Source organism: Cellulomonas algicola, from assembly GCF_019024305.1.
GTDB classification, from domain to species: Bacteria; Actinomycetota; Actinomycetes; order Actinomycetales; family Cellulomonadaceae; genus Cellulomonas; species Cellulomonas algicola.
Map to the genome: position 1 here is coordinate 140,629 of NZ_JAHKSJ010000002.1, position 18,433 is coordinate 159,061.

At 75.2% G+C, this 18,433-nt stretch carries 19 protein-coding genes; 12 read left to right on the forward strand and 7 right to left on the reverse strand.

What is annotated here, in order from left to right; translation table 11 throughout:
• Nucleotides 1-54: 54 nt before the first annotated feature.
• Nucleotides 55-783 (reverse strand): winged helix-turn-helix transcriptional regulator, encoded by a 729-nt coding sequence (locus tag KOV94_RS00705; RefSeq protein ID WP_124343871.1) that lies wholly within the window; start codon nucleotides 781-783, stop codon nucleotides 55-57.
• Between the two features lie 203 nt (nucleotides 784-986).
• On the opposite strand from KOV94_RS00705, the gene KOV94_RS00710 reads away from it, so the two are divergent.
• The 3 genes from KOV94_RS00710 (at nucleotide 987) to KOV94_RS00720 (ending at nucleotide 3,021) form a co-directional block, all read left to right on the forward strand.
• On the forward strand, nucleotides 987-1,721 hold the full coding sequence (locus KOV94_RS00710; RefSeq protein ID WP_124343872.1) for a hypothetical protein: 735 nt from the start codon (nucleotides 987-989) through the stop codon (nucleotides 1,719-1,721).
• Between the two features lie 2 nt (nucleotides 1,722-1,723).
• Complete coding sequence (locus KOV94_RS00715; RefSeq protein WP_218050946.1) at nucleotides 1,724-2,242, forward strand: thioredoxin family protein; 519 nt, start codon at nucleotides 1,724-1,726, stop codon at nucleotides 2,240-2,242.
• Between the two features lie 302 nt (nucleotides 2,243-2,544).
• Entirely contained in the window at nucleotides 2,545-3,021 is a 477-nt protein-coding gene (locus KOV94_RS00720) for a DUF4395 domain-containing protein (RefSeq protein ID WP_218050947.1), read from the forward strand.
• Between the two features lie 12 nt (nucleotides 3,022-3,033).
• Here the strand turns inward: KOV94_RS00720 and KOV94_RS00725 are convergent, their stop codons facing one another.
• Complete coding sequence (locus KOV94_RS00725; RefSeq protein ID WP_200829778.1) at nucleotides 3,034-3,405, reverse strand: DsrE family protein; 372 nt, start codon at nucleotides 3,403-3,405, stop codon at nucleotides 3,034-3,036.
• Nucleotides 3,406-3,571: 166 nt separating this feature from the next.
• Between KOV94_RS00725 and KOV94_RS00730 the strand changes: the two genes are divergently transcribed.
• The 6 genes from KOV94_RS00730 to dtd are packed head-to-tail and all read left to right on the forward strand — an operon-like array spanning nucleotide 3,572 to nucleotide 8,360.
• Nucleotides 3,572-4,168 (forward strand): heme-binding beta-barrel domain-containing protein, encoded by a 597-nt coding sequence (locus KOV94_RS00730; protein ID WP_124343876.1) that lies wholly within the window; start codon nucleotides 3,572-3,574, stop codon nucleotides 4,166-4,168.
• A 3-nt stretch (nucleotides 4,169-4,171) separates the two neighbouring features.
• Nucleotides 4,172-5,353: a CAF17-like 4Fe-4S cluster assembly/insertion protein YgfZ gene (gene ygfZ, locus KOV94_RS00735; protein ID WP_443623163.1), complete on the forward strand. Its 1,182-nt coding sequence runs from the start codon at nucleotides 4,172-4,174 to the stop codon at nucleotides 5,351-5,353.
• Nucleotides 5,354-5,378: 25 nt separating this feature from the next.
• Nucleotides 5,379-6,506, forward strand: a complete 1,128-nt coding sequence (locus KOV94_RS00740) for an FUSC family protein (RefSeq protein WP_124343877.1) — start codon at nucleotides 5,379-5,381, stop codon at nucleotides 6,504-6,506.
• A gap of 33 nt (nucleotides 6,507-6,539) precedes the next feature.
• Complete coding sequence (locus KOV94_RS00745) at nucleotides 6,540-6,869, forward strand: DUF2516 family protein (RefSeq protein WP_124343878.1); 330 nt, start codon at nucleotides 6,540-6,542, stop codon at nucleotides 6,867-6,869.
• A complete protein-coding gene (locus KOV94_RS00750; protein WP_218050948.1) occupies nucleotides 6,866-7,861 on the forward strand; it encodes an asparaginase in 996 nt (331 codons plus the stop codon). The genes KOV94_RS00745 and KOV94_RS00750 overlap by 4 nt, the downstream gene beginning before the upstream one ends.
• A gap of 58 nt (nucleotides 7,862-7,919) precedes the next feature.
• Complete coding sequence (dtd, locus tag KOV94_RS00755; RefSeq protein WP_124342147.1) at nucleotides 7,920-8,360, forward strand: D-aminoacyl-tRNA deacylase; 441 nt, start codon at nucleotides 7,920-7,922, stop codon at nucleotides 8,358-8,360.
• 4 nt (nucleotides 8,361-8,364) lie between these two features.
• Here the strand turns inward: dtd and KOV94_RS00760 are convergent, their stop codons facing one another.
• Both KOV94_RS00760 and KOV94_RS00765 read right to left on the reverse strand, forming a co-directional pair.
• A complete protein-coding gene (locus KOV94_RS00760; protein WP_465251323.1) occupies nucleotides 8,365-8,661 on the reverse strand; it encodes a DUF4854 domain-containing protein in 297 nt (98 codons plus the stop codon).
• A gap of 9 nt (nucleotides 8,662-8,670) precedes the next feature.
• The gene (locus tag KOV94_RS00765) at nucleotides 8,671-8,874 is read right to left on the reverse strand and encodes a hypothetical protein (RefSeq protein ID WP_218050950.1); all 204 of its coding nucleotides are present in this window, start codon (nucleotides 8,872-8,874) and stop codon (nucleotides 8,671-8,673) included.
• Nucleotides 8,875-9,126: 252 nt separating this feature from the next.
• Between KOV94_RS00765 and KOV94_RS21050 the strand changes: the two genes are divergently transcribed.
• Nucleotides 9,127-10,842 carry a peptidoglycan-binding domain-containing protein gene (locus tag KOV94_RS21050; protein WP_269467820.1) on the forward strand — a complete coding sequence of 572 codons (1,716 nt, stop codon included), beginning with the start codon at nucleotides 9,127-9,129 and terminating at the stop codon, nucleotides 10,840-10,842.
• 857 nt (nucleotides 10,843-11,699) lie between these two features.
• Entirely contained in the window at nucleotides 11,700-13,964 is a 2,265-nt protein-coding gene (locus KOV94_RS00775) for an aryl-beta-d-glycosidase (protein ID WP_218050951.1), read from the forward strand.
• Between the two features lie 110 nt (nucleotides 13,965-14,074).
• Here the strand turns inward: KOV94_RS00775 and KOV94_RS00780 are convergent, their stop codons facing one another.
• Both KOV94_RS00780 and KOV94_RS00785 read right to left on the reverse strand, forming a co-directional pair.
• Nucleotides 14,075-14,707 carry a TetR family transcriptional regulator gene (locus tag KOV94_RS00780; protein WP_218050952.1) on the reverse strand — a complete coding sequence of 211 codons (633 nt, stop codon included), beginning with the start codon at nucleotides 14,705-14,707 and terminating at the stop codon, nucleotides 14,075-14,077.
• A gap of 139 nt (nucleotides 14,708-14,846) precedes the next feature.
• Complete coding sequence (locus KOV94_RS00785) at nucleotides 14,847-15,404, reverse strand: hypothetical protein (protein WP_218050953.1); 558 nt, start codon at nucleotides 15,402-15,404, stop codon at nucleotides 14,847-14,849.
• A gap of 219 nt (nucleotides 15,405-15,623) precedes the next feature.
• Here KOV94_RS00785 and KOV94_RS00790 point away from each other — a divergent pair, with 219 nt between their 5' ends.
• Nucleotides 15,624-16,184, forward strand: a complete 561-nt coding sequence (locus tag KOV94_RS00790; RefSeq protein ID WP_124342152.1) for an O-acetyl-ADP-ribose deacetylase — start codon at nucleotides 15,624-15,626, stop codon at nucleotides 16,182-16,184.
• Between the two features lie 112 nt (nucleotides 16,185-16,296).
• Here KOV94_RS00790 and KOV94_RS00795 read toward each other — a convergent pair whose 3' ends face one another.
• Nucleotides 16,297-18,423 carry an MMPL family transporter gene (locus KOV94_RS00795; protein WP_218050954.1) on the reverse strand — a complete coding sequence of 709 codons (2,127 nt, stop codon included), beginning with the start codon at nucleotides 18,421-18,423 and terminating at the stop codon, nucleotides 16,297-16,299.
• Nucleotides 18,424-18,433 lie beyond the last annotated feature (10 nt).

Below are 18,433 nucleotides of genomic sequence, written 5' to 3' on the forward strand. Positions count from 1 at the left end.
GGCGCCGCCGGACGACGGAGAAGCAGCGTGAGAGGTCGGCCGGGGCCGCCGCCGTCAGGCGTCCGCGGGGGCCGGGACGTCGGGGCGGTCGTCGACCGCGGCGCGGCGGTCCTTCGGCGGGTCGAACCGGTAGCCGACGTTGCGGACCGTGCCGATGAGCTGCTCGTGCTCGGGGCCGAGCTTCGCGCGCAGGCGACGCACGTGGACGTCGACCGTGCGGGTGCCCCCGTAGTAGTCGTAGCCCCAGACCTCCTGCAGCAGCTGCGCACGCGTGAAGACGCGGCCCGGGTGCTGGACGAGGTACTTGAGGAGCTCGAACTCCTTGTACGTGAGGTCGAGCGGCCGCCCGCGCAGGCGGGCCGTGTAGCCGCCCGCGTCGATCGTGAGCTCGCCCGACGAGATCTCCTGCGGGGCGTCGTCGTAGCCGGCGGTCGCCGCGCGCTCCATGACGAGCCGGAAGCGTGTCTCGACCTCGGCCGGGTTCGCCGACTCCAGGATGATGTCGTCCGCACCCCACTCGGCGGTGACGACCGTGAGGCCGCCCTCGGTGAGGACCAGCACGAGCGGGACCGTCAGACCGGTGGCGCGCAGCAGCCGGCACGTCGTGCGGGCCGTGACCAGGTCTCGACGTGCGTCGAGCACGACGATGTCCGCGTCCGGGGCGTCCACCAGGGCGGACGGTTCGACCGGGAGCACCCGGACCCGGTGCGACAGCAGACCGAGCGCCGGGAGCACCTGAGCAGAGCCCCCGGACGCGGGAGTGAGCAGCAGCAGATCTGCCACGTGGAACCTCCTCCCCGCGTGCGAGTGCTGCACACCGTACCGCGCCGCACGCGGAGCTCGTGCGGCGCGACGACCGGGCGGACGGGTCGCGTCTGCGACAATCGCTGCCGTGCTCATCCCCTCCGCGGCCCCCGTGACGACCTGCGCGACCTCCGCGCGGGTGCCCGCCACGACCCCTCGGACGACGGGGCGGTAGCCGCGGGATGCAGCTCGCCACCAGGGCCGTCGTCACGGCCGTCCTCGCGACCGTGGTCGCCGTCGCCGGCTACGTCGGGCTCTACCCGCTCGCCGCCGCGTGCGCCGTCCTCGTCCTGCTCGTCGCCGTGGGGTGGCCGCCGCTCGCCAACCTGCCGTTCGGTACCGGGACCAGCGTCGTCGTCGCGCTCGCGGGGCTGGGCTCCGTGGCGGTCGTCACGCTCGAGGAGGAACAGCCCTACCTCGAGCGTCTGCCGGTCGTCTTCGCCGCCGCGGTCGTGCTCGCCTTCCTCGCCGAGCTCGTGCGGCGCGACGGGCGCGTGCGGCTCGTCGAGTCCGTGTCCGGCACCGTCGCGGGCGCGCTGGTCGCCGTCGCCGCCACGGGGTGGATCGCCGTCGCGCGCGGGCCCGAGGGGGAGGCGCTCGTCGTCACCGCGGCGCTCGCGCTCGCCGTCGGGTCGGTCGTCGTCGCGATCCACCTCCCGGTGTGGATGGGGGTCCTCGCGACGACCGCGTCGTCGGCCGCGGCGGGTGCCGTCGCCGGGCTCGTGCTGCCGGACTTCGACCCGGTCGCCGGGGGTCTGCTCGGCGTCGCTGTCGGCATCCTCGTCGCCGCGCTGCACGCGCTGTTCGACCGCATGGAGGCGCTCGCGCGGTGGCGACCCTCGCTCGCCGTCGTCGTGCTGCCCGTGACCGTCACCGGGCTGCTCGTGTACGTCGTCGGACGCGTGCTGGTCGGCTGACCGTGGAACGCGTCCTGCTCGTCCTCGGCGTGCTCGCGGTCGCCGTCGTCGTCGGGCTCGTGTGGCGGTCGCGCAACGGGCGGTTCACGCCGGTGCCGCCGAGCGTCCTCGCCGCCGCCGCACCTGCGGGCGAGGCCGAGCCGTCGGCGGCGGGCGCGGCACGGCGCGGCGCGGCGGAGACGGACGGCGCACGCGACGACCGGCTCACCACCGCGGAGGTCGGCGCGCCGCTCGGGGCCGTCGCGACCTTCGTGCAGCTCTCGAGCGAGGTGTGCACCCCGTGCCGTCGCACGCACGCGGTCCTCACGGCCGTGGCCGACGAGCACGAGGGCGTCTCGCACGTCGACCTCGACGTCGCGCAGCACCTGGACCTCGTGCGACGCTTCGGCGTGATGCGCACGCCCACCGTCCTGCTGCTCGACGCGAGCGGAGTGGTCGTCGGCCGGATGTCCGGCGCGACGGACCGTCGGCAGGCGCTGGCCGCGCTCGACTCCTGTCGCCACGGGGTCGCCCCGCGCTGACGCGCCCCCGACGGGCCGTCCGCGTGCGGTCGGTCCCGGGCCTCACGCCCGTCCGACCCGGCGCCCCCGGCCCCACGCCGGTTCCCCCGGCCCCACGCCGGTTCCCCCGGCCCCACGCCGGCCCCCGGCTCGACCGGCGGGCCGCGCCCCGGCTCCGGCCCGACCCGTCTCGACCCGGCGGCCCCCACCTCGTCCCCTGCGCGGCGCATGCCGCCCCCGACCCGTTCGTCGTCGGTGTGGAAGGTCTGTCGCGTCCCGCGCGACGAACCTTCCACACCGGCCCCTGCGCCCGAGGAGTACCCGTGAATCAGTCCGCTTCCTCCACCGACACCGCCGTCGCCGCCGAGCGGCCCGACGGCGTCGACGTGCGCGGCCCGCGCTTCGGCGCCGGCGTCACCGCCGTCCTGCTCGTCCTCGTCCTGGTGCTCGGCGCGTGGCCCGGTGTCGCGCTCGCGCTGCTCGCGGTCGTCGCCGCGTCCTTCGCCCTGGGCGTCGCGCGTGGTGTGTCCGGCACGTGGCAGGCCGCGGTGTTCCGGCGGGTCGTCGCGCCCCGGATCGGTCCGGTCGCCGAGCGGGAGGACCCGCGGCCGCCGCGGTTCGCGCAGCTCGTCGGCCTGCTCGTGACGGGCGTCGGTGTGCTGCTCGGCGCGCTGGGTGTCGCCGTCGCCGTACCGGTCGCGGCGGCCGTCGCGCTCGTCGCGGCGTTCCTCAACGCGGCGTTCGGCCTGTGCCTCGGCTGCGAGCTCTACCTGCTCGGCCTGCGCCTGCGCCGCGCCTGACCGTGGACGAGGTCAGTAGACGAGAGCCTGGGCCTGGGGGGCCAGGGTCTCCTCGACGAACACCGCCGCGCCCGCGACGCGGATGCCCGGGATGACGTCGTCCTCGGTGATGTCGCGCCGCGCCGCGCACTGCGTGCAGACCGTCACCGCGCCGCCCTCGAGGATCACCTCCAGGAGGTCCGCGAGCGGCGTCGCGTGGGGCAGGTCGAGGTCCGCCGCGCGGCCCGGGAGGGCGAACCACGCCGACTCGCCGGTCAGCCACAGGGAGACGTCGGCACCGGCCGCGACGGCCGCCGCGGCGACGGTGAACGCCTGGTTCGTCGCCTCCGGACGCTCGAGGCCGGACGTGGTCTTGATCACGAGGGGTCGCACACCGCTGCTCACCGGAACAGCGTAGGCGTGCCGCGTCGTTAGGATTCGGTGCATGACTGCGCTCGAGGGAGTCTTCATCGGCCTGCTCGTCGCGGCGACCCTGGCGATCGCGTGGGTCGCCGGGCTCGTCGTCTGGAAGCTGTTCAAGAGCCAGAGCTGATCCGTCGAGAGGCCTGACATGGCGTTCGTCCTGCCCGAGGGGCTGGCCCCCGAGGTGTACCCGCTCGCGTGGCTCGTGGGCACCTGGACCGGCGAGGGGGTCGTCGGCTACCCCGGGATCGAGGAGACCGCCTTCACGCAGGAGGTCGTGATCGACCACGACGGCGGCCCCTACCTCTCGTACACGTCCACGATCCGGCTCGTCGTCGCGCCCGACGACGCGGCGTCGCTCGACGACGCGGCGTCGGTCGACGCCGGTGCAGCCGCGTCGGACGGACCCGGCCCCGTGTGGTCGACCGAGTCCGGGTACTGGCGCGTGCCGCCCGAGCGTCCGGACGGCCTGGGTGCGGACCAGCACCCCGTCGAGCTGCTCGTGTCCGACCCGTCGGGCCACGTCGCCGTGTACGTCGGCGAGGTCGGCAAGGGCCGCATCGACCTGGTGAGCGACCTGATCGCCCGCACCGCGACCGGTGCCGAGGTGACCGCGGGCAAGCGCCTGTACGGCCTGGTCCAGGGCGACCTCATGTGGGCGCACGACCTCGCGGCCTTCGGCCAGCCGATGCAGTCGTACGCCTCCGCGCGGCTCAGCCGCGCCGACGTCACCCCCGAGGGCTGACGGGTGTCGGCCGACGCTGTCGAGCAGACCGCGCACGGCGAGGCCGTGCGGCACACGAGCCCGCTGCTGCAGCGGCGCGGGGCCGTCGCCGGCTCGGGGCCTGACGCCGGGGTCGCGTGGCACTACGGCGACCCGACCGCTGAGCAGCGGGCGCTGACCCGCGGCGGCGCGGTCGTCGACCAGTCGAACCTCGGCGTGGTGCGCGTCGCGGGGCCGGACCGGCTGAGCTGGCTGAACTCGATCACGTCGCAGGAGGTCGCCGCGCTGCCGCCGCGCACGTCGACCGAGCTGCTCGTGCTGTCGCCGCAGGGGCACGTCGAGCACGCCGCGGCCGTCGTCGACGACGGCGAGGCGACCTGGCTGGTCACGGAGACGCCCGTCGCGCTCGCGGCCTGGCTGAACCGGATGAAGTTCATGCTGCGCGTCGAGATCGACGACGTCACCGACGACTGGGCGGCCATCGGCGAACCGGTCGACGCCGAGGGTGCCGAGGGCGAGCCCGTCACGTGGCGCGACCCGTGGCCCACGACCGCACCCGGCGGCACCCGGTACGGCCCGTCCGACGAGGACCACCCGGGCGCGGACCGCGCGTGGCGGCTCGTGCTCGTCCCGCGGGATCGCCTTGTCGACGAGGTGCGGGCGCGCGAGGCCGCGGGCTGGCCGCTCGTCGGCACGTGGGCGTCGGAGGCCGTGCGCGTCGAGGCCCTGCGCCCGCGCGCCGCGCGCGAGGTCGACCACCGGACCATCCCGCACGAGCTCGACTGGCTGCGGACCGCCGTCCACCTGCACAAGGGCTGCTACCGCGGGCAGGAGACCGTCGCGCGCGTGCACAACCTCGGGCGGCCGCCACGGCGGATCGTGCTGCTGCACCTCGACGGGTCCGGTCACGTGCTGCCCGAGGCCGGCGCCGAGGTGCACGACGTCGCGGGCGAGCCGGGTTCGCCCGAGCCGGGCCGTGTCGTCGGGCACGTCACGTCCGTCGCGCGGCACCACGAGCTCGGCCCGGTCGCGCTCGCCGTCGTCAAGCGGTCCGTGCCGGTCGACGCGCCGCTGGTCGTCGACTCCGACGGGGGAGCGGTGTCGGCCGCGCAGGAGGAGGTCGTGCCCGGCGAGGGCGTGTCGGTCGACCGTCCCGCGCCGCGCGGACCGGTCAGCCGCGGGCTCGGGCACCACCCCAGCCTGTGACCCCCACCGGCGCGACGGGCTCGCCGTGACCAGCGCCGCCGACGCCGGGAGGGCCCGCACGACCGGTCGCCACGACCTCGCCGTGCTCGGCCGCGCGCGCGTGCGGCAGGGCTGGGCGCGCGTCGCCGCGTCGTGGTTCCCGATCCTGCAGGCGGCGGTCGCCGGGTCCGTCGCGTTCGCCATCGCGCACTTCTGGCTCGGGCACCCGTACCCGTTCTTCGCGCCCGTCAGCGCGTGGATCGCGCTGGGGTTCTCGATGGACCGCTCGGTGCGGCGCGTCGCCGAGCTCGCGGTCGGCGTGGCCATCGGCGTCGCGCTCGGCGAGGTCGTCGCGCTCGTCATCGGGCAGGGCGCGCTGCAGGTCGGGCTCGTGCTGTTCGTCGCGGCGCTGCTCGCCCGGTTCCTCGACCGCGGGCAGATGCTCACCACGCAGGCGGGTGTGCAGGCGATCGTGATCGTGAGCCTGCCCGCCGCGGCGGGCGGTCCGTTCGGGCGGTGGGTCGACGCGGCCCTCGGCGGTGCGGTCGCGCTCGCGGTCGCGCTGCTCACGCCGAGCGACCCGCGACGGCACCCGCGAGCGCTCGGGCGTGCGGCCCTCGACGAGGTGGCCGGGGTGCTGCACGTGCTCGCACGCGGGCTCGACGAGCGGTCCGTGCCGGCCGTCGAGGACGCGCTCGTGCGGGGCCGCGCGTCGCAGCCCGCGCTCGACGAGTGGTCGGAGCGGTCGGCGAACGCCCGGGACCTCGCGCGGCTGTCGCCGGCCAGCCGCCGGTTCGCGGACGAGCTCGCCGGGCACGTCACGGGGGCCGTCCTGGCCGACCGCGCGATGCGCAACACGCGCGTGCTCGCACGCCGGGCGCTCGCCGTGCTGGAGGCGGAGGCGCCGCACGACACGTCACGGCTCGCGGAGCAGGTGGCCGCGACCGCGGCGGCCGTCGACGACCTCGCGGCCGCGGTCGGCACGGGCCGCGACCCCGACCGCGCGCGCGCCGAGCTGCTCCTCGTGGCGCAGGCCCTCGACCCGTTCACGCTCGCCGCCGACGACTGGCAGGTGCAGAGCCTCGTCCTGCTGCACCGCTCGCTCGCCGTCGACCTGCTGGAGTCCGCCGGCGTCGCACCCGGGGACGCACGCGCGGCCCTGCCGGAGATCTGACCGTCGCGACCCGGTGTCTCGTAGGCTCGGGGCGTGGTCGCCACCCTGCAGGTCTACCTGTACCTCATCTTCTTCCTCGTCATCTTCGCGCTCTGCGTGTGGGCGCTGGTGGATCTGCTGCGTCGCCCGCCGGCCGCGTTCCCGTCGGCCGGCAAGCGCACGAAGTCGTTCTGGGGCGCGATCCTGGGCGTCGCGACCGCGGTGTCGTTCATGTCCATCCCGCCGCCGATCGGGCTGGGCTTCCTGTCCTTCCTCGGCCTGCTGTCGGCGGTCGGGGCGATCGTCTACCTCGTCGACGTGCGCCCCGCGGTCGCGCCCTACAACCGGCGTCGCGGTCCGCGCGGGCCGTCGGGCGGCTGGTGACGACGGCGGCTGCGCCCGGCGCCACGGACGTCGCGACCGCGGCGGAGCCGCTCGCGCGGGTCGTCCGCGGCGACCTCGTCGAGTCGGTGCACCTCGGGCACGTCGTCGTGCTCGCGCCCGACGGGTCGGTGCGCCTCGCGCTCGGTGACCCCGACGTGACGATCTGGGCCCGCTCGTCGCTCAAGCCGCTGCAGGCGGTCGGGATGCTCCGCGCGGGGCTCGACGTCGACGGTGCCGCGCTCGCGCTCGTGTGCGCGAGCCACAACGGCGAGCCCGGCCACCTCGACGTCGTGCGCCAGGTCCTCGCAGGTGCGGGGCTCGACGCGGACGCCCTGCACAACACCCCCGACTGGCCGCTCGACCCGGACGCCGCGTGGCACTGGCGCGCGGACGGGAACGACCGCTCGTCGCTCACGCAGAACTGCTCGGGCAAGCACGCGGGCATGCTCGCGACGTGCGTCGCGAACGGCTGGTCGACGGGCGACTACCTCGACGCCGCGCACCCGCTGCAGGTCGCCGCGCGGGACGCCGTCGCAGGGCTCACCGGAGTCGCGGTCGACCGGACGACCGTCGACGGGTGCGGTGCGCCGCTGTTCTCGACGACGCTCGTCGGGCTCGCACGGTCGTTCGGGCGCGTGTCGGCCGCGTCGTCCGGCGCCGAGGCCCGCGTCGCGTCGGCGGTGCGCGCGCACTCGTGGCACGTCGCCGGGACGGGTCGCGACGCGACCGCGTTCATGTCGGCCGTGCCGGGGCTGGTGGCGAAGGACGGTGCCGACGGCGTGTACGCGGCGGGGCTACCCGACGGCTCGGCCGTGGCGCTCAAGGTGCTCGACGGGTCCTCGCGGCCGCGGGCCGCGGTGCTCGCGGCGGCGCTCGCGGCGGCGGGGGTGGACGCGGACGTGCTGCGGCCGCTCGGGGCGACGCCCGTGCTCGGGCACGGGGCTCCCGTGGGCGCGGTGGTCCCGACGTTCGGGCCCGAGGTCGCCGCGTGAGGGCCGACGCCGCGGGATCGGTCGACGCGTCGCGCGACGTGCCGCGGGTGGTCCTGCCGTGAGGGCCGTCGTGCAGCGCGTGACGCGCGCGTCCGTGACGGTCGACGGCGAGGTCGTCGGGTCGATCGACCGCCCGGGGCTGGTCGCGCTGGTCGGCGTGACGCCCGGCGACGGCACCGCGCAGGTCGAGCTGGTCGCCCGCAAGATCGCCGAGCTGCGGATCCTGCGGGACGAGCGCAGCGCGGTCGAGGTCGGCGCCCCGGTGCTCGTCGTCAGCCAGTTCACGCTCTACGCGGACACCCGCAAGGGGCGCCGCCCGACGTGGAACGCCGCCGCGCCGGGACCGGTCGCCGAGCCGCTCGTCGAGGCGGTCGTCGCGGCGCTGCGCGAGCGCGGGCTCGAGGTCGCGACCGGGGTGTTCGGTGCGGACATGGCGGTCGAGCTCGTCAACGACGGGCCGGTGACGATCCTGCTGGAGTCGTCACCGGCCGCCGTCTGACGGGTCAGGACTTCGCGAACGTGTGCGACCAGATCTCCGCACCGTCGGCGTTGACGTAGACGTACCGGACCTGCGGGTCCGTCGTGATGCCCTGGCCCTCCATCTCGGGGAACACGGCGGAGTCGCACACGTCCTGGAGCTGGTCGACCTGGCCGTCGAGCGCGCTCGCCGTCGCAGGGGCGTCGAGCTGCTGCGCGTAGGTGTACGTGTAGACGACGGTGCTCGGCTGCTCGCCCGTGATCGTGATCGCGGAGTACGTGCCGTCGAACTGCGACATGAGCTGCGGGACCGTGGCCTGCAGGGCCGTGACCTACGCGTCGAGCGCGGCGGCCTGGTCGTCGCCGGAGTCGGCCGAGTCCTCGGTGGCCTCGGTGTCCGTCGCGGGCGCCTCCTTGGTCGGGGCCGCGGCCGTCGTCTCCTCGGCCTCGGGGCTCGACGACGAGCACGCCGCGGTGAGGGTGAGCGCGGTCGCGATCAGCAGCGCGGCAGCGGCGCGCCGGGTGGTGGTCTGCACGGGGTGGTCCTCTTTCGGTCTGCGTCGACGTGTGGTGCCGCCGGACGCCGGTGTCCCGAGGCGGGAGAAGTCTGGCAGGGGTCGCGTCGGTTGTCAGGGGCACCCGGAGGGCGAGACGTGACGGCTGGGCCGCGGTCGATCGGCCCGCCGCGCTGCGGGCAGCGTCCGTCACCACTCAGGAACGCCTCTGACCAGCCGATCAGTCAACACGGGTCTCCACTCGGGATGCCTGACACGGAAGGCACCATCCGCATGTCTGCACGCACGTCCTCCCGCGCCCGCCGCGGGGCCTCCGCCGCCGCCGCGGCCATCCTGACCGCCGCTCTCACCGCCGTCGCCACGGTCCCCGCGTCCGCCGTCCCGCCGGCCGCGACAGTCACGGTCGCGCCCGCGGCGCTGTCGAACGACGACACCCCCAACTTCGCCGGCACGACCGACGGCCTCGGCGGCGTGGTCGACATCACGATCGACGGCGCGACCACGTCCACGCCCTCCGACCCGCTGGGCGGCTGGGAGTTCGAGGGTCCGGCGCTCGCCGACGGCCCGCACACCTACAGCGTGGACTACGCCGGCGGGCAGATCGCCTCGGGCACGTTCACGGTCGACACGGAGGCCGACATCTCGGTCACGCCCCCGGTGTTCGAGCGCCCCGGACGGCACACGACCGCCACGTCGCTCACGTTCGGCGTGACCAGCGAGCCCGGTGCCACGGTGACCTACAGCCTCGACGGCGACGAGCCCGTCGTCGTGACCGGGAGCACGGTCCAGCTGACCGGTCTGACCGAGGGCTACCACTTCATCGACTTCGCCGTCGTGGACGCGGCCGGCAACCACAACGGCACCGCATGGGACTGGACCGTCGACTCCTCGGTCGTGGCCCCGTCCGTCCCGGAGACCCTCTCCTTCGCCGCGACCGTCGACGAGCAGACCACGATCGACCTCGACGACCACGTGACCGCGGGCACCCACACGGTCACCGGGTTCGACGCGTGGACCACGGACGGCGAGGCGCTCGGCTTCCAGTTCGACTGGGAGGACACGCACGTCGTCACGCTGTACCCGCGGACGGCCGGCACGTTCACCTTCACGTTCTCCGTCTGGACGGAGGAGGGCGAGCAGTCGAACGAGTCGACCGTGACGGTCGACGTCGCCGAGGCGCCGCTGGTGTCCGCGTCGTGGCTGGCGAAGCCCGACGCCTCCACCACGTCGACGACCGCCCGGTTCGCCGTCGCGACCGACCCCGGCGCGACCCTCGAGTACGTCGTCGACCTGCCCGAGGGCGCCCAGAGCGTCACCCCGGTCGAGGTCGACGGCACCGAGTTCACCCTGACGGGCCTCGCGGTGGGCCGGCACACGATCCGCGTCTACGCGGTGGCCGACGGCCACTACTCGCAGCCGTTGGACTACGTCTGGGAGGTCGTCGCCACGGGCTCCGCTCCCGCGCAGCCGACCGCGCCGGCCGCCCCCGCACCGTCCGCACCCGCCCCCGTCCTCTCGAAGGACGCGATCCCGGCGGCGCAGATCGCGCAGGGCGTCAAGCGCGGGGCCACCGGCCCGTCGGTCGTGATCATCCAGCGGATCGTCGGCACCCCGCAGGACGGCGTCTTCGGGCCGGCCACGCGGGCGGCGGTCGTCGCGTTCCAGCGGACCCACGGCCTGGTGGCCGACGGCATCGTCGGTCCGCGGACCTGGGCCGTGCTCGTGCAGGTCGCCAACGGCGGGACGGGTGTCCGCCCGGTCGTCACCGTGTCGGTCCCGCAGGTGCTGATCAACCGCGGCATCTCGAGCGGCGCGACCGGCCAGCCGGTCGTCCTCATCCAGCGCGCCGTCGGCGCCCAGGTGGACGGCCGTTTCGGCCCGCGCACCACGGCGGCCGTGAAGGCGTTCCAGAAGGCGCACGGCCTGGTCGCCGACGGCATCGTCGGCCGCCTGACCTGGGCGAAGATCCTCGAGGTCGGCGCTCGCTGACCGGAGGCCGTACGACCGCCCGGGGCGGGTTGCCTGACCGGCAGCCCGCCCCGGGTGCGTGCACCGGGCACCCGCTGACGGTGTCGCGAGTCGCCCCTGCCGGCACGCACGGAGAAGGCCCCTCGGAGTAAGCGTCCGAGGGGCCTTCCCGTGGCCGCAGGTCCGCGTCCGCCGGAGGACCGGCGAGGACACCGCTGCGACGGTGCGGTTCCTGCCCGTCACCCGGCCTTCCTCCGGTTCCGTCGCCCGGGGGGGCGTCGGCGCCGTCGGTCCGCCGCGGGCGGGAGGACTGCGTCCGGCCTTCCGGTCCGTTGCGACCCCTGTGTCGTCGTCCACAGGTCGACGAGTTGCCTCGTCGAGCTGGTCGCCCGTTCTCCGGTCGGCCCGTGCCCGACAGCCCTCGTCGCGGGTGGTCCGCCCTCGAAAGGGCCTCTCACCTGCGATCTTGATGCCGTCGAGCTCGTTGGTGAAGTTCTAGTCCTGTGTCGTGGGGGCGTGCAAGAGGGTCGGGAGGCCGACTTTTGTCCACCGGTGCGCCCACAGGTTCGTCCACAGCTCGTGCAGGGCCGACACCGGTTGCCCACAGGGCTGTGGACGGAATGTGTGGACACGCCACCCGCAGTTCACCCGTCCGGGGCAGGACGCTCGTTAGGCTGGGAGGTAGGCCCCTCGGTGTAAGCGACCGAGGGGCCTTCGTCATGTTCGCGCCCCGGTTCGCCGAGCTCCTCCCGTCCGGCTCGCGTCCGGCGGCGTCGACCCCGTCGCATCGCGTCACGCGACGCCGCGAGGCTCTCGGCACATTCACTACCGGCTGGTAGGTTTTTGGTCGTCCGTTGTCGCGAGGACGAGGAGCCGTCATGGGGTACGCACCGTTCGACGTCGAGCACGTGCTGGCCGCGCTCACCCTCGAGGAGAAGGCCGCCCTCACGTCCGGTCGCGACTTCTGGCACGCGAAGGGCGTCGAGCGCCTGGGCGTCCCCGCCCTGATGCTCACCGACGGGCCCCACGGCCTGCGCAAGCAGCGCAGCGGCGCGGACCACCTCGGCCTCTTCGACTCCGTCCCCGCCACCTGCTTCCCGACCGCCGCCGCGCTCGGGTCCACGTGGGACGTCGACCTCGTCCGACGCGTCGGCGAGGCGCTCGGTCGCGAGACCCGCGCCCACGACGTCGCCGTCCTCCTCGGCCCCGGCGTCAACATCAAGCGGACCCCGCTGTGCGGGCGCAACTTCGAGTACGTCTCGGAGGACCCGGTCGTCGCGGGGGAGATCGGCGTCGCGCTCGTCGACGGCATCCAGAGCCAGGGCGTCGGCACGTCGCTCAAGCACTACGCGGCCAACAACCAGGAGACGGACCGCATGCGCGTCTCCGCGGAGGTCGACGAGCGGACGCTGCGCGAGATCTACCTGCCCGCGTTCGAGCGCGTCGTCACGCGTGCGCAGCCGTGGACCGTCATGTGCGCGTACAACAAGCTCAACGGCACGTTCGTGTCCGAGCACCACTGGCTGCTCACGGAGGTCCTGCGCGACGAGTGGGTCTTCGAGGGCCTCGTCGTGAGCGACTGGGGTGCCGTGCACGACCGTGTCGCCGCGCTCGACGCCGGCCTCGACCTCCAGATGCCCGCCGCCGGCCCGCGCCCCGACGAGGCCGTCGTCGACGCCGTCCGCGCCGGGACGCTCGACGAGGCCGTCCTCGACACCGCCGTCCGCCGCGTCCTGCACCTGATCGCCCGCGCGCTCCCGGCCCTGGCGGACGCCGACAGCACGGTCGACGTCGACGCGCACCACGCCCTGGCCCGCGAGGCGGCCGCGGCCGGTGCCGTCCTGCTGAAGAACGACCCCGTCGACGGCGCACCCGTCCTGCCGCTCGACGGCGGCGACGGGCTGCTCGTCGTCGGCGAGTTCGCCCGCACCCCGCGCTACCAGGGCGCCGGCTCCTCGCAGGTCGTCCCCACCCGCCTCGACGACGCGCTCACGGCGCTCCGGGCGGCCACGGGCACCGACCTGCCGTTCGAGCCCGGCTTCACGATCTCGGGCGGGCCGACAGGCGACGACGACGCGCACCGCGCGGCCGCGGTGGAGGCGGCCCGCACGGCGCGCACCGTCGTCGTCTTCCTCGGCCTGCCCGGGCCCGACGAGTCCGAGGGCTACGACCGCCCCCGGCTGGGCCTCCCCGACAACCAGGTCGCGACGCTCGAGGCGGTCGCCGCGGTGAACCCGCGCGTCGTCGTCGTGCTCGCCAACGGGTCCGCCGTCTCGCTGCCGTGGCGCGACCGCGCCGCCGCCGTGCTCGAGACGTGGCTCGGCGGGCAGGCGGGCGGGTCCGCCGTCGCCGACCTGCTGCTCGGGACCGTCGCACCGTCCGGCCGCCTCGCGGAGTCGATCCCGCTGCGGATCGAGGACACCCCCGCGTTCGGCAACTTCCCCGGCGAGGGCGGCGTCGTCCGGTACGGCGAGGGCGTCCTGGTCGGGTACCGCTGGTACGACACGCGCGGCGTCGACGTGGCCTACCCGTTCGGCCACGGGCTGACGTACACGACCTTCGGCTACTCGGACGTCCGGGCGCGGGCGCTCGGCGAAGGTGCCGACGTGCGCGTCGAGGTGTCCGCGACCGTCACCAACACCGGCGACCGGCCCGGCGCCGAGGTCGTGCAGGTCTACGTCCGCGACCCCGAGGCGTCCGTGCTGCGGCCGACGCGTGAGCTCAAGGCGTTCGCCAAGGTGGCGCTCGCGCCCGGCGAGTCGCAGACCGTGACGTTCACGCTCGACGCCCGCGACCTGTCGTACTGGCACCCCGGGCTCCGGCGCTGGGTCGTCGAGGGCGGCACGTTCGTCGTCGAGGTCGGCGCGTCGTCGCGCGACGTGCGCGGCAGCGCCTCCGTCGAGGTCGTCGGGCAGCCGCTGTGGGGCGAGCTCACCGCGTGGTCGACGCTCGCCGAGTGGATGGCGCACCCTGTCGGCGGGCCGCTCATCGGCGCCGTGCTGGCGGCCGACGACGCACCGCCGATGGACGAGTCGATGGCCGCGATGCTGGCGCAGACGCCCGCGCGCGTCTTCGCCGACTTCGGGCTGTCGCCGCTGACGCCCGAGCAGCTCGACGTGCTGGTGGAGAAGGCGAACGCCTGACACGGCGGCGACAGGGGCCGCCGCTGGCGGCACCGCGGCCGTCAGCGACGACCGCCGTCCGGCGCCTCCGGACCGCGGCCCGTCGCGATCCACGGGCACTCGGCGGTCCGCTACCGCGCGGTGTCGTCCACCGGCACGAACAACGCCGCGTAGGCGGCGCGCAGGCCTGCGGCCATGTCGACGCGCGCGCCCGGGGCGTCGGCCTCGAGCAGCCACTGGACCTGGAGGCCGTCCATGACCGCGACGAGCAGGCGGGCCGCGGTCAGCGGGTCGACGCCCGCGCGCAGGCCGCCGGCGCGGCGGCGCTCCTCGAGCATCTCGGCGGTCGTCCCCACGACGCGCGCGTAGCGGTCCTGGAAGTACGCGTGCGCGGGGTGGCCCGGTGACGTGGCCTCGCCCGACAGGGTCGTGAACAGCTCGACGATCGCGGGGCGGCGCGCGTTGCGCTCGACCAGCAGGACGAGCGCCTCGAAGTAGTCGACGCCCGCCTCGCGGTCCGCGCGGATCGCGGCCTCGTCGATCTCGTCGCGGCGCTGGAGCACCGCCTCGAGCAGCGCGGCCTTGCTCTTGAAGTGGTGCAGCAGGCCCGGGTGCGTGATGCCGACGCGGGACGCGACCTCACGCAGCGACGCCGACGTGTACCCGACCTCGCCGAACAGTCGCATCGCGGCGTCGAGGATCTCCTCGCGCGTCGCGCGCCCACGGGCGTAGCCGGTCGGGGTGCCGCTGACCTCGGTCGACATGCGCCCAGGATGGCACGCGGCGGTCGGGTGCCCGGCCGGTGTCCGCCAGGGTGAGGTCGGCCGCCCGGTCGCCTCGCGAGCGCGGGACGGGCGTGCGGCGTGCCGCAGCGGTCGGGGGAGCCGAGGTCCTGGGTCGGGCTCAGGAGTCGTCGGGGGACGGCGCGGGACCGGTCGTGCCCGAGCTGCCCGACTCGACCGGTGAGCCGCTCGGGCCGGGGCTCGGCTTGCTCGCGGGTGCGTTGCCCGCGACCTGGTCGAGCGTGTAGCCGATCCCGGCGCCCGCGCCCGCGACGAGCAGCAGCGTGATGCCCGCGAAGATCAGCGAGCGCGCGGGCGTCAGCTTCGCGAGGCCGGCGGCGACCTGCGGCACGAGCGCCTGGACGGCCGCCGTCGGCGCGTCACGGGTACCCGCGCCCGGGTCGGACTCGGTGGTCTCCGTCGTCGTGACCTTGACGTACTCCGCGGTGAACGTCCCGCAGCCGACCGCGATGAGCAGCAGCCCGCCCGCGCACAGTGCACCGATCGCGAGCGCGCCCAGCTGGCCGGTCGAGCGCACGTCGACCAGGTGCCACACCACGGCGCCGACGCCCGCCACCAGCACCACGCCGACGACCCAGCCGACCGCGTGCCGCACCTCCAGCGAGCGCAGCGAGAACGCGGGCTCGCTCGTCGTGGTCCTCGTCGTCCTCGTCGGCACCCCGCCACCTCGCTCCCGCGCGACCCTGCGCACCTCGTGTCCCGCGTCGCGGCGTCGTGCGAGCCGGCGCGACCGCCCGCCGTGCCGTCCCGACCGCCGCCCTGCCGTCCCGACCGGCCGCGACGTGCGACCTGGTCCGCACGCTAGACCCGGGCAAACCGGGCGCGCGAGCCCCCGCGCCGCTGGCCGGGCGCCCGAGCCCACCCCAGGATGGGTCGCATGCAGATCGAGGCCGTCCGGGGGGACATCACGACGCAGGACGTCGACGCGGTCGTCAACGCCGCGAACTCGTCGCTGCTGGGCGGCGGCGGGGTCGACGGCGCGATCCACGCGGCGGCCGGGCCGCGGCTGCTGGAGGCGTGCCGAGAGGTGCGACGCACGACCTACCCGGACGGTCTGCCCGTCGGGGACGCCGTCGTCACGCCCGGCTTCGACCTGCCGGCGCGCTGGGTCGTGCACACCGTCGGCCCGAACTGGAACCGCGGGCAGCGGGAGACCGCCGACCTGGCGTCGTGCTTCACGCGGTCCCTCGAACGGGCGGTCGAGGTCGGGGCGGCGAGCATCGCGTTCCCCGCGGTGAGCGCGGGTGCCTACGGGTGGGATGCCGACGAGGTCGCGCGGATCGGCGTCGCGGCCGCACGTGCGTGGCAGGGGTCGACCGAGCGCCCGGACGAGGACGGGCACACGCACCCGAGCGGGATCGCGCTCGTGCGCTTCGTGCTGTTCTCGGCGCCCCTGCTGGACGCGTTCGAGCGCGCGCTGGGAGCACCGCACCGCTGACACGCCACGCGGCGCACCGCCCGTCGTGCGCGCCGTCCCGCGGTCGCGCACGAGCCGCCGGCCCGTCCCGCGTCGCGCGTGCGGGGCGGGCCCGGTGGCTCTCGGGCCGTCGTCAGCGGGTCGGGACGGGCTCCTGCCGCGCGGCGTCGGGACCGTCCACCGCGTGCCGGGCGTGCGTCGGCTCAGGTCGACGGGACAGGGCGCTCGGCCACCACATGCGCGGCCCGATGTCGAGGTTGAGCGCGGTGACGAGGATCGAGCGGACGACGAGCGTGTCGAGCAGCACGCCGAGCGCCACGGCGAACCCGATCTCGGCGAACGACACGACGGGCAGCGTGCCCAGGGCGGCGAACGTCCCCGCGAGCACCAGGCCCGCGGACGTGATGACGCCGCCCGTCGCCGCGAGGCCGACGAGCGCGCCCCGCCGGTGCCCCAGCCGCAGCGCCTCCTCCCGCACGCGCGTCATGAGGAAGATGTTGTAGTCGACGCCGAGAGCCACGAGGAACACGAACGTGAAGAGCGGGAACGACGAGTCGGTGCCGCCGAACCCGAACGCGTAGCGGAAGACGAGCGCGCTGATCCCGATGGCGGCGCCGAAGCTCAGCACGACCGTGCCCATGAGGACGAGCGGGGCGACGAGCGACCTCAGGAGCAGCACGAGCACCAGGAAGACGACGAGCAGGATGATCGGGATGAGCAGCCGGTTGTCCGCCGCGGACGCGCGCTGCGCGTCGAGGTCGATCGCGGTCGACCCGCCGACCATCGCGTCGGCGTCGGGGACGGCGTGCACCGCGTCGCGCACGCGGTCGACGGTCGCGTCCGCCGCGTCGCTGTCGGGCGCCGACTCCAGGGTCCCCTCGAGGTAGGCGAGGCCGTCGGTGACCACGGGCTCGCTCACGGAGTCCGCGTCGATGCCCTCGACGCCGGCGAACGCGACGCGGACCGCGTCGGCCTGCGAGGCGTCCGCGAGCACGACGACGGGCGCGCCCGCCCCGCCGTCGAAGTGGTCCTCGAGGACCTTCTCGCCCGCGATCGACGGCTGGGCCGTGCGGAACGACTCCTCGTTCGACAGACCCGTCGGGTCGAGCTGGAGCCAGCCGATGCTCGCGACGGCCAGCACGGCCGCGGTCGCGAGCCAGATCCGGCGCGGGTGACGGGCGACCTGCGCGCCGATCCGCGCCCACACGCCGTGCGTCGTCGGCTCGTCGTCGCCGAGGTGCGGCACCTTCGGCCAGAACACCCAGCGGCCGAAGGTCACGAGCAGCGCGGGCAGCAGCGTGAGCATGACGAGCAGCGCGACGCCGATGCCGATCGCGGCGACCGGTCCGAGCCCGGCGGTCGAGTTCATCGTCGCGAGCAGCAGCACGAGCGTGCCGGCGGCGACGGTCGCGGCCGACGCGATGATCGCGGGGCTCGCGCGGTGCAGCGCCTCCGCCATCGCCGCGTGCCGGTCGCCGTGCTTGCGGAGCTCCTCGCGGTACCGGGCCACCAGGAGAAGCGCGTAGTCCGTGCCCGCGCCGAACACCAGGACGGTGAGGATGCCCGCGCTCTGCGCGTTCACCGTGAGGTCGAAGCGGTTCGCCAGCACGTACACGACGGCCTGCGCGACGGTCAGCGCGACGACCGCCGACACGACCGGGAGGAGCCACAGCACCGGGCTCCGGTACGTGAGCAGCAGCATGACGATGACGACGCCGCCCGCCGCGAACAGCAGCGTCGAGTCGATCCCCTCGAACGCCTTCGACTGGTCGGCCGCGAGGCCCGCCGGCCCGGTCACGTACGGCACCAGGCCGTCGGCGCCCTGGGCGACAGTCGTGCGGATGGACTCGACGGTCGGCCCGAGCGAGTCCCAGCCGTCGGGCGCCTCGATCGGCACGATCACCTGCACCGCCTCGCCGTCCTGCGACGGGATCGGCCCGACGACGTCCCCCGCGAGCCCGTCCAGGTCGGCGAACGCCGCGACGTCTGCGGCGACCGTCTCCTGGTCCGACGGCAGCAGCCCGCCGTCGCGCTCGTAGACGACGACCGCGGGCACCACGTCGTCGGGCTGGAACGCGGCCGCCGCCGCGAGCACCTCCGTCGACTCCGCGTCCGCGGGGAGCCACGACTCCGCGTCGTTCTCCTGCGCGCTCGTGAGCTTGCCCGCGAGCGGGCCGAGGAGCGCGGTGACGACGAGCCAGAACGCGATGACGACGTACTTCACGTAGCGGTGGGTGATCCACCCGGCGACCTGGGACATGACGGTTCCT

Bases quoted from the DNA above. Each gene is read 5' to 3' on its own strand.
- KOV94_RS00730 (WP_124343876.1), top strand. From the start codon at position 3,572: ATGGCGTTCGTCCTGCCCGAGGGGCTGGCCCCCGAGGTGTACCCGCTC.
- KOV94_RS00790 (WP_124342152.1), top strand. From the start codon at position 15,624: ATGCAGATCGAGGCCGTCCGGGGGGACATCACGACGCAGGACGTCGAC.
- KOV94_RS00780 (WP_218050952.1), bottom strand. From the start codon at position 14,707: ATGTCGACCGAGGTCAGCGGCACCCCGACCGGCTACGCCCGTGGGCGC.
- KOV94_RS00710 (WP_124343872.1), top strand. From the start codon at position 987: ATGCAGCTCGCCACCAGGGCCGTCGTCACGGCCGTCCTCGCGACCGTG.
- KOV94_RS21050 (WP_269467820.1), top strand. From the start codon at position 9,127: ATGTCTGCACGCACGTCCTCCCGCGCCCGCCGCGGGGCCTCCGCCGCC.
- KOV94_RS00775 (WP_218050951.1), top strand. From the start codon at position 11,700: ATGGGGTACGCACCGTTCGACGTCGAGCACGTGCTGGCCGCGCTCACC.
- KOV94_RS00795 (WP_218050954.1), bottom strand. From the start codon at position 18,423: ATGTCCCAGGTCGCCGGGTGGATCACCCACCGCTACGTGAAGTACGTC.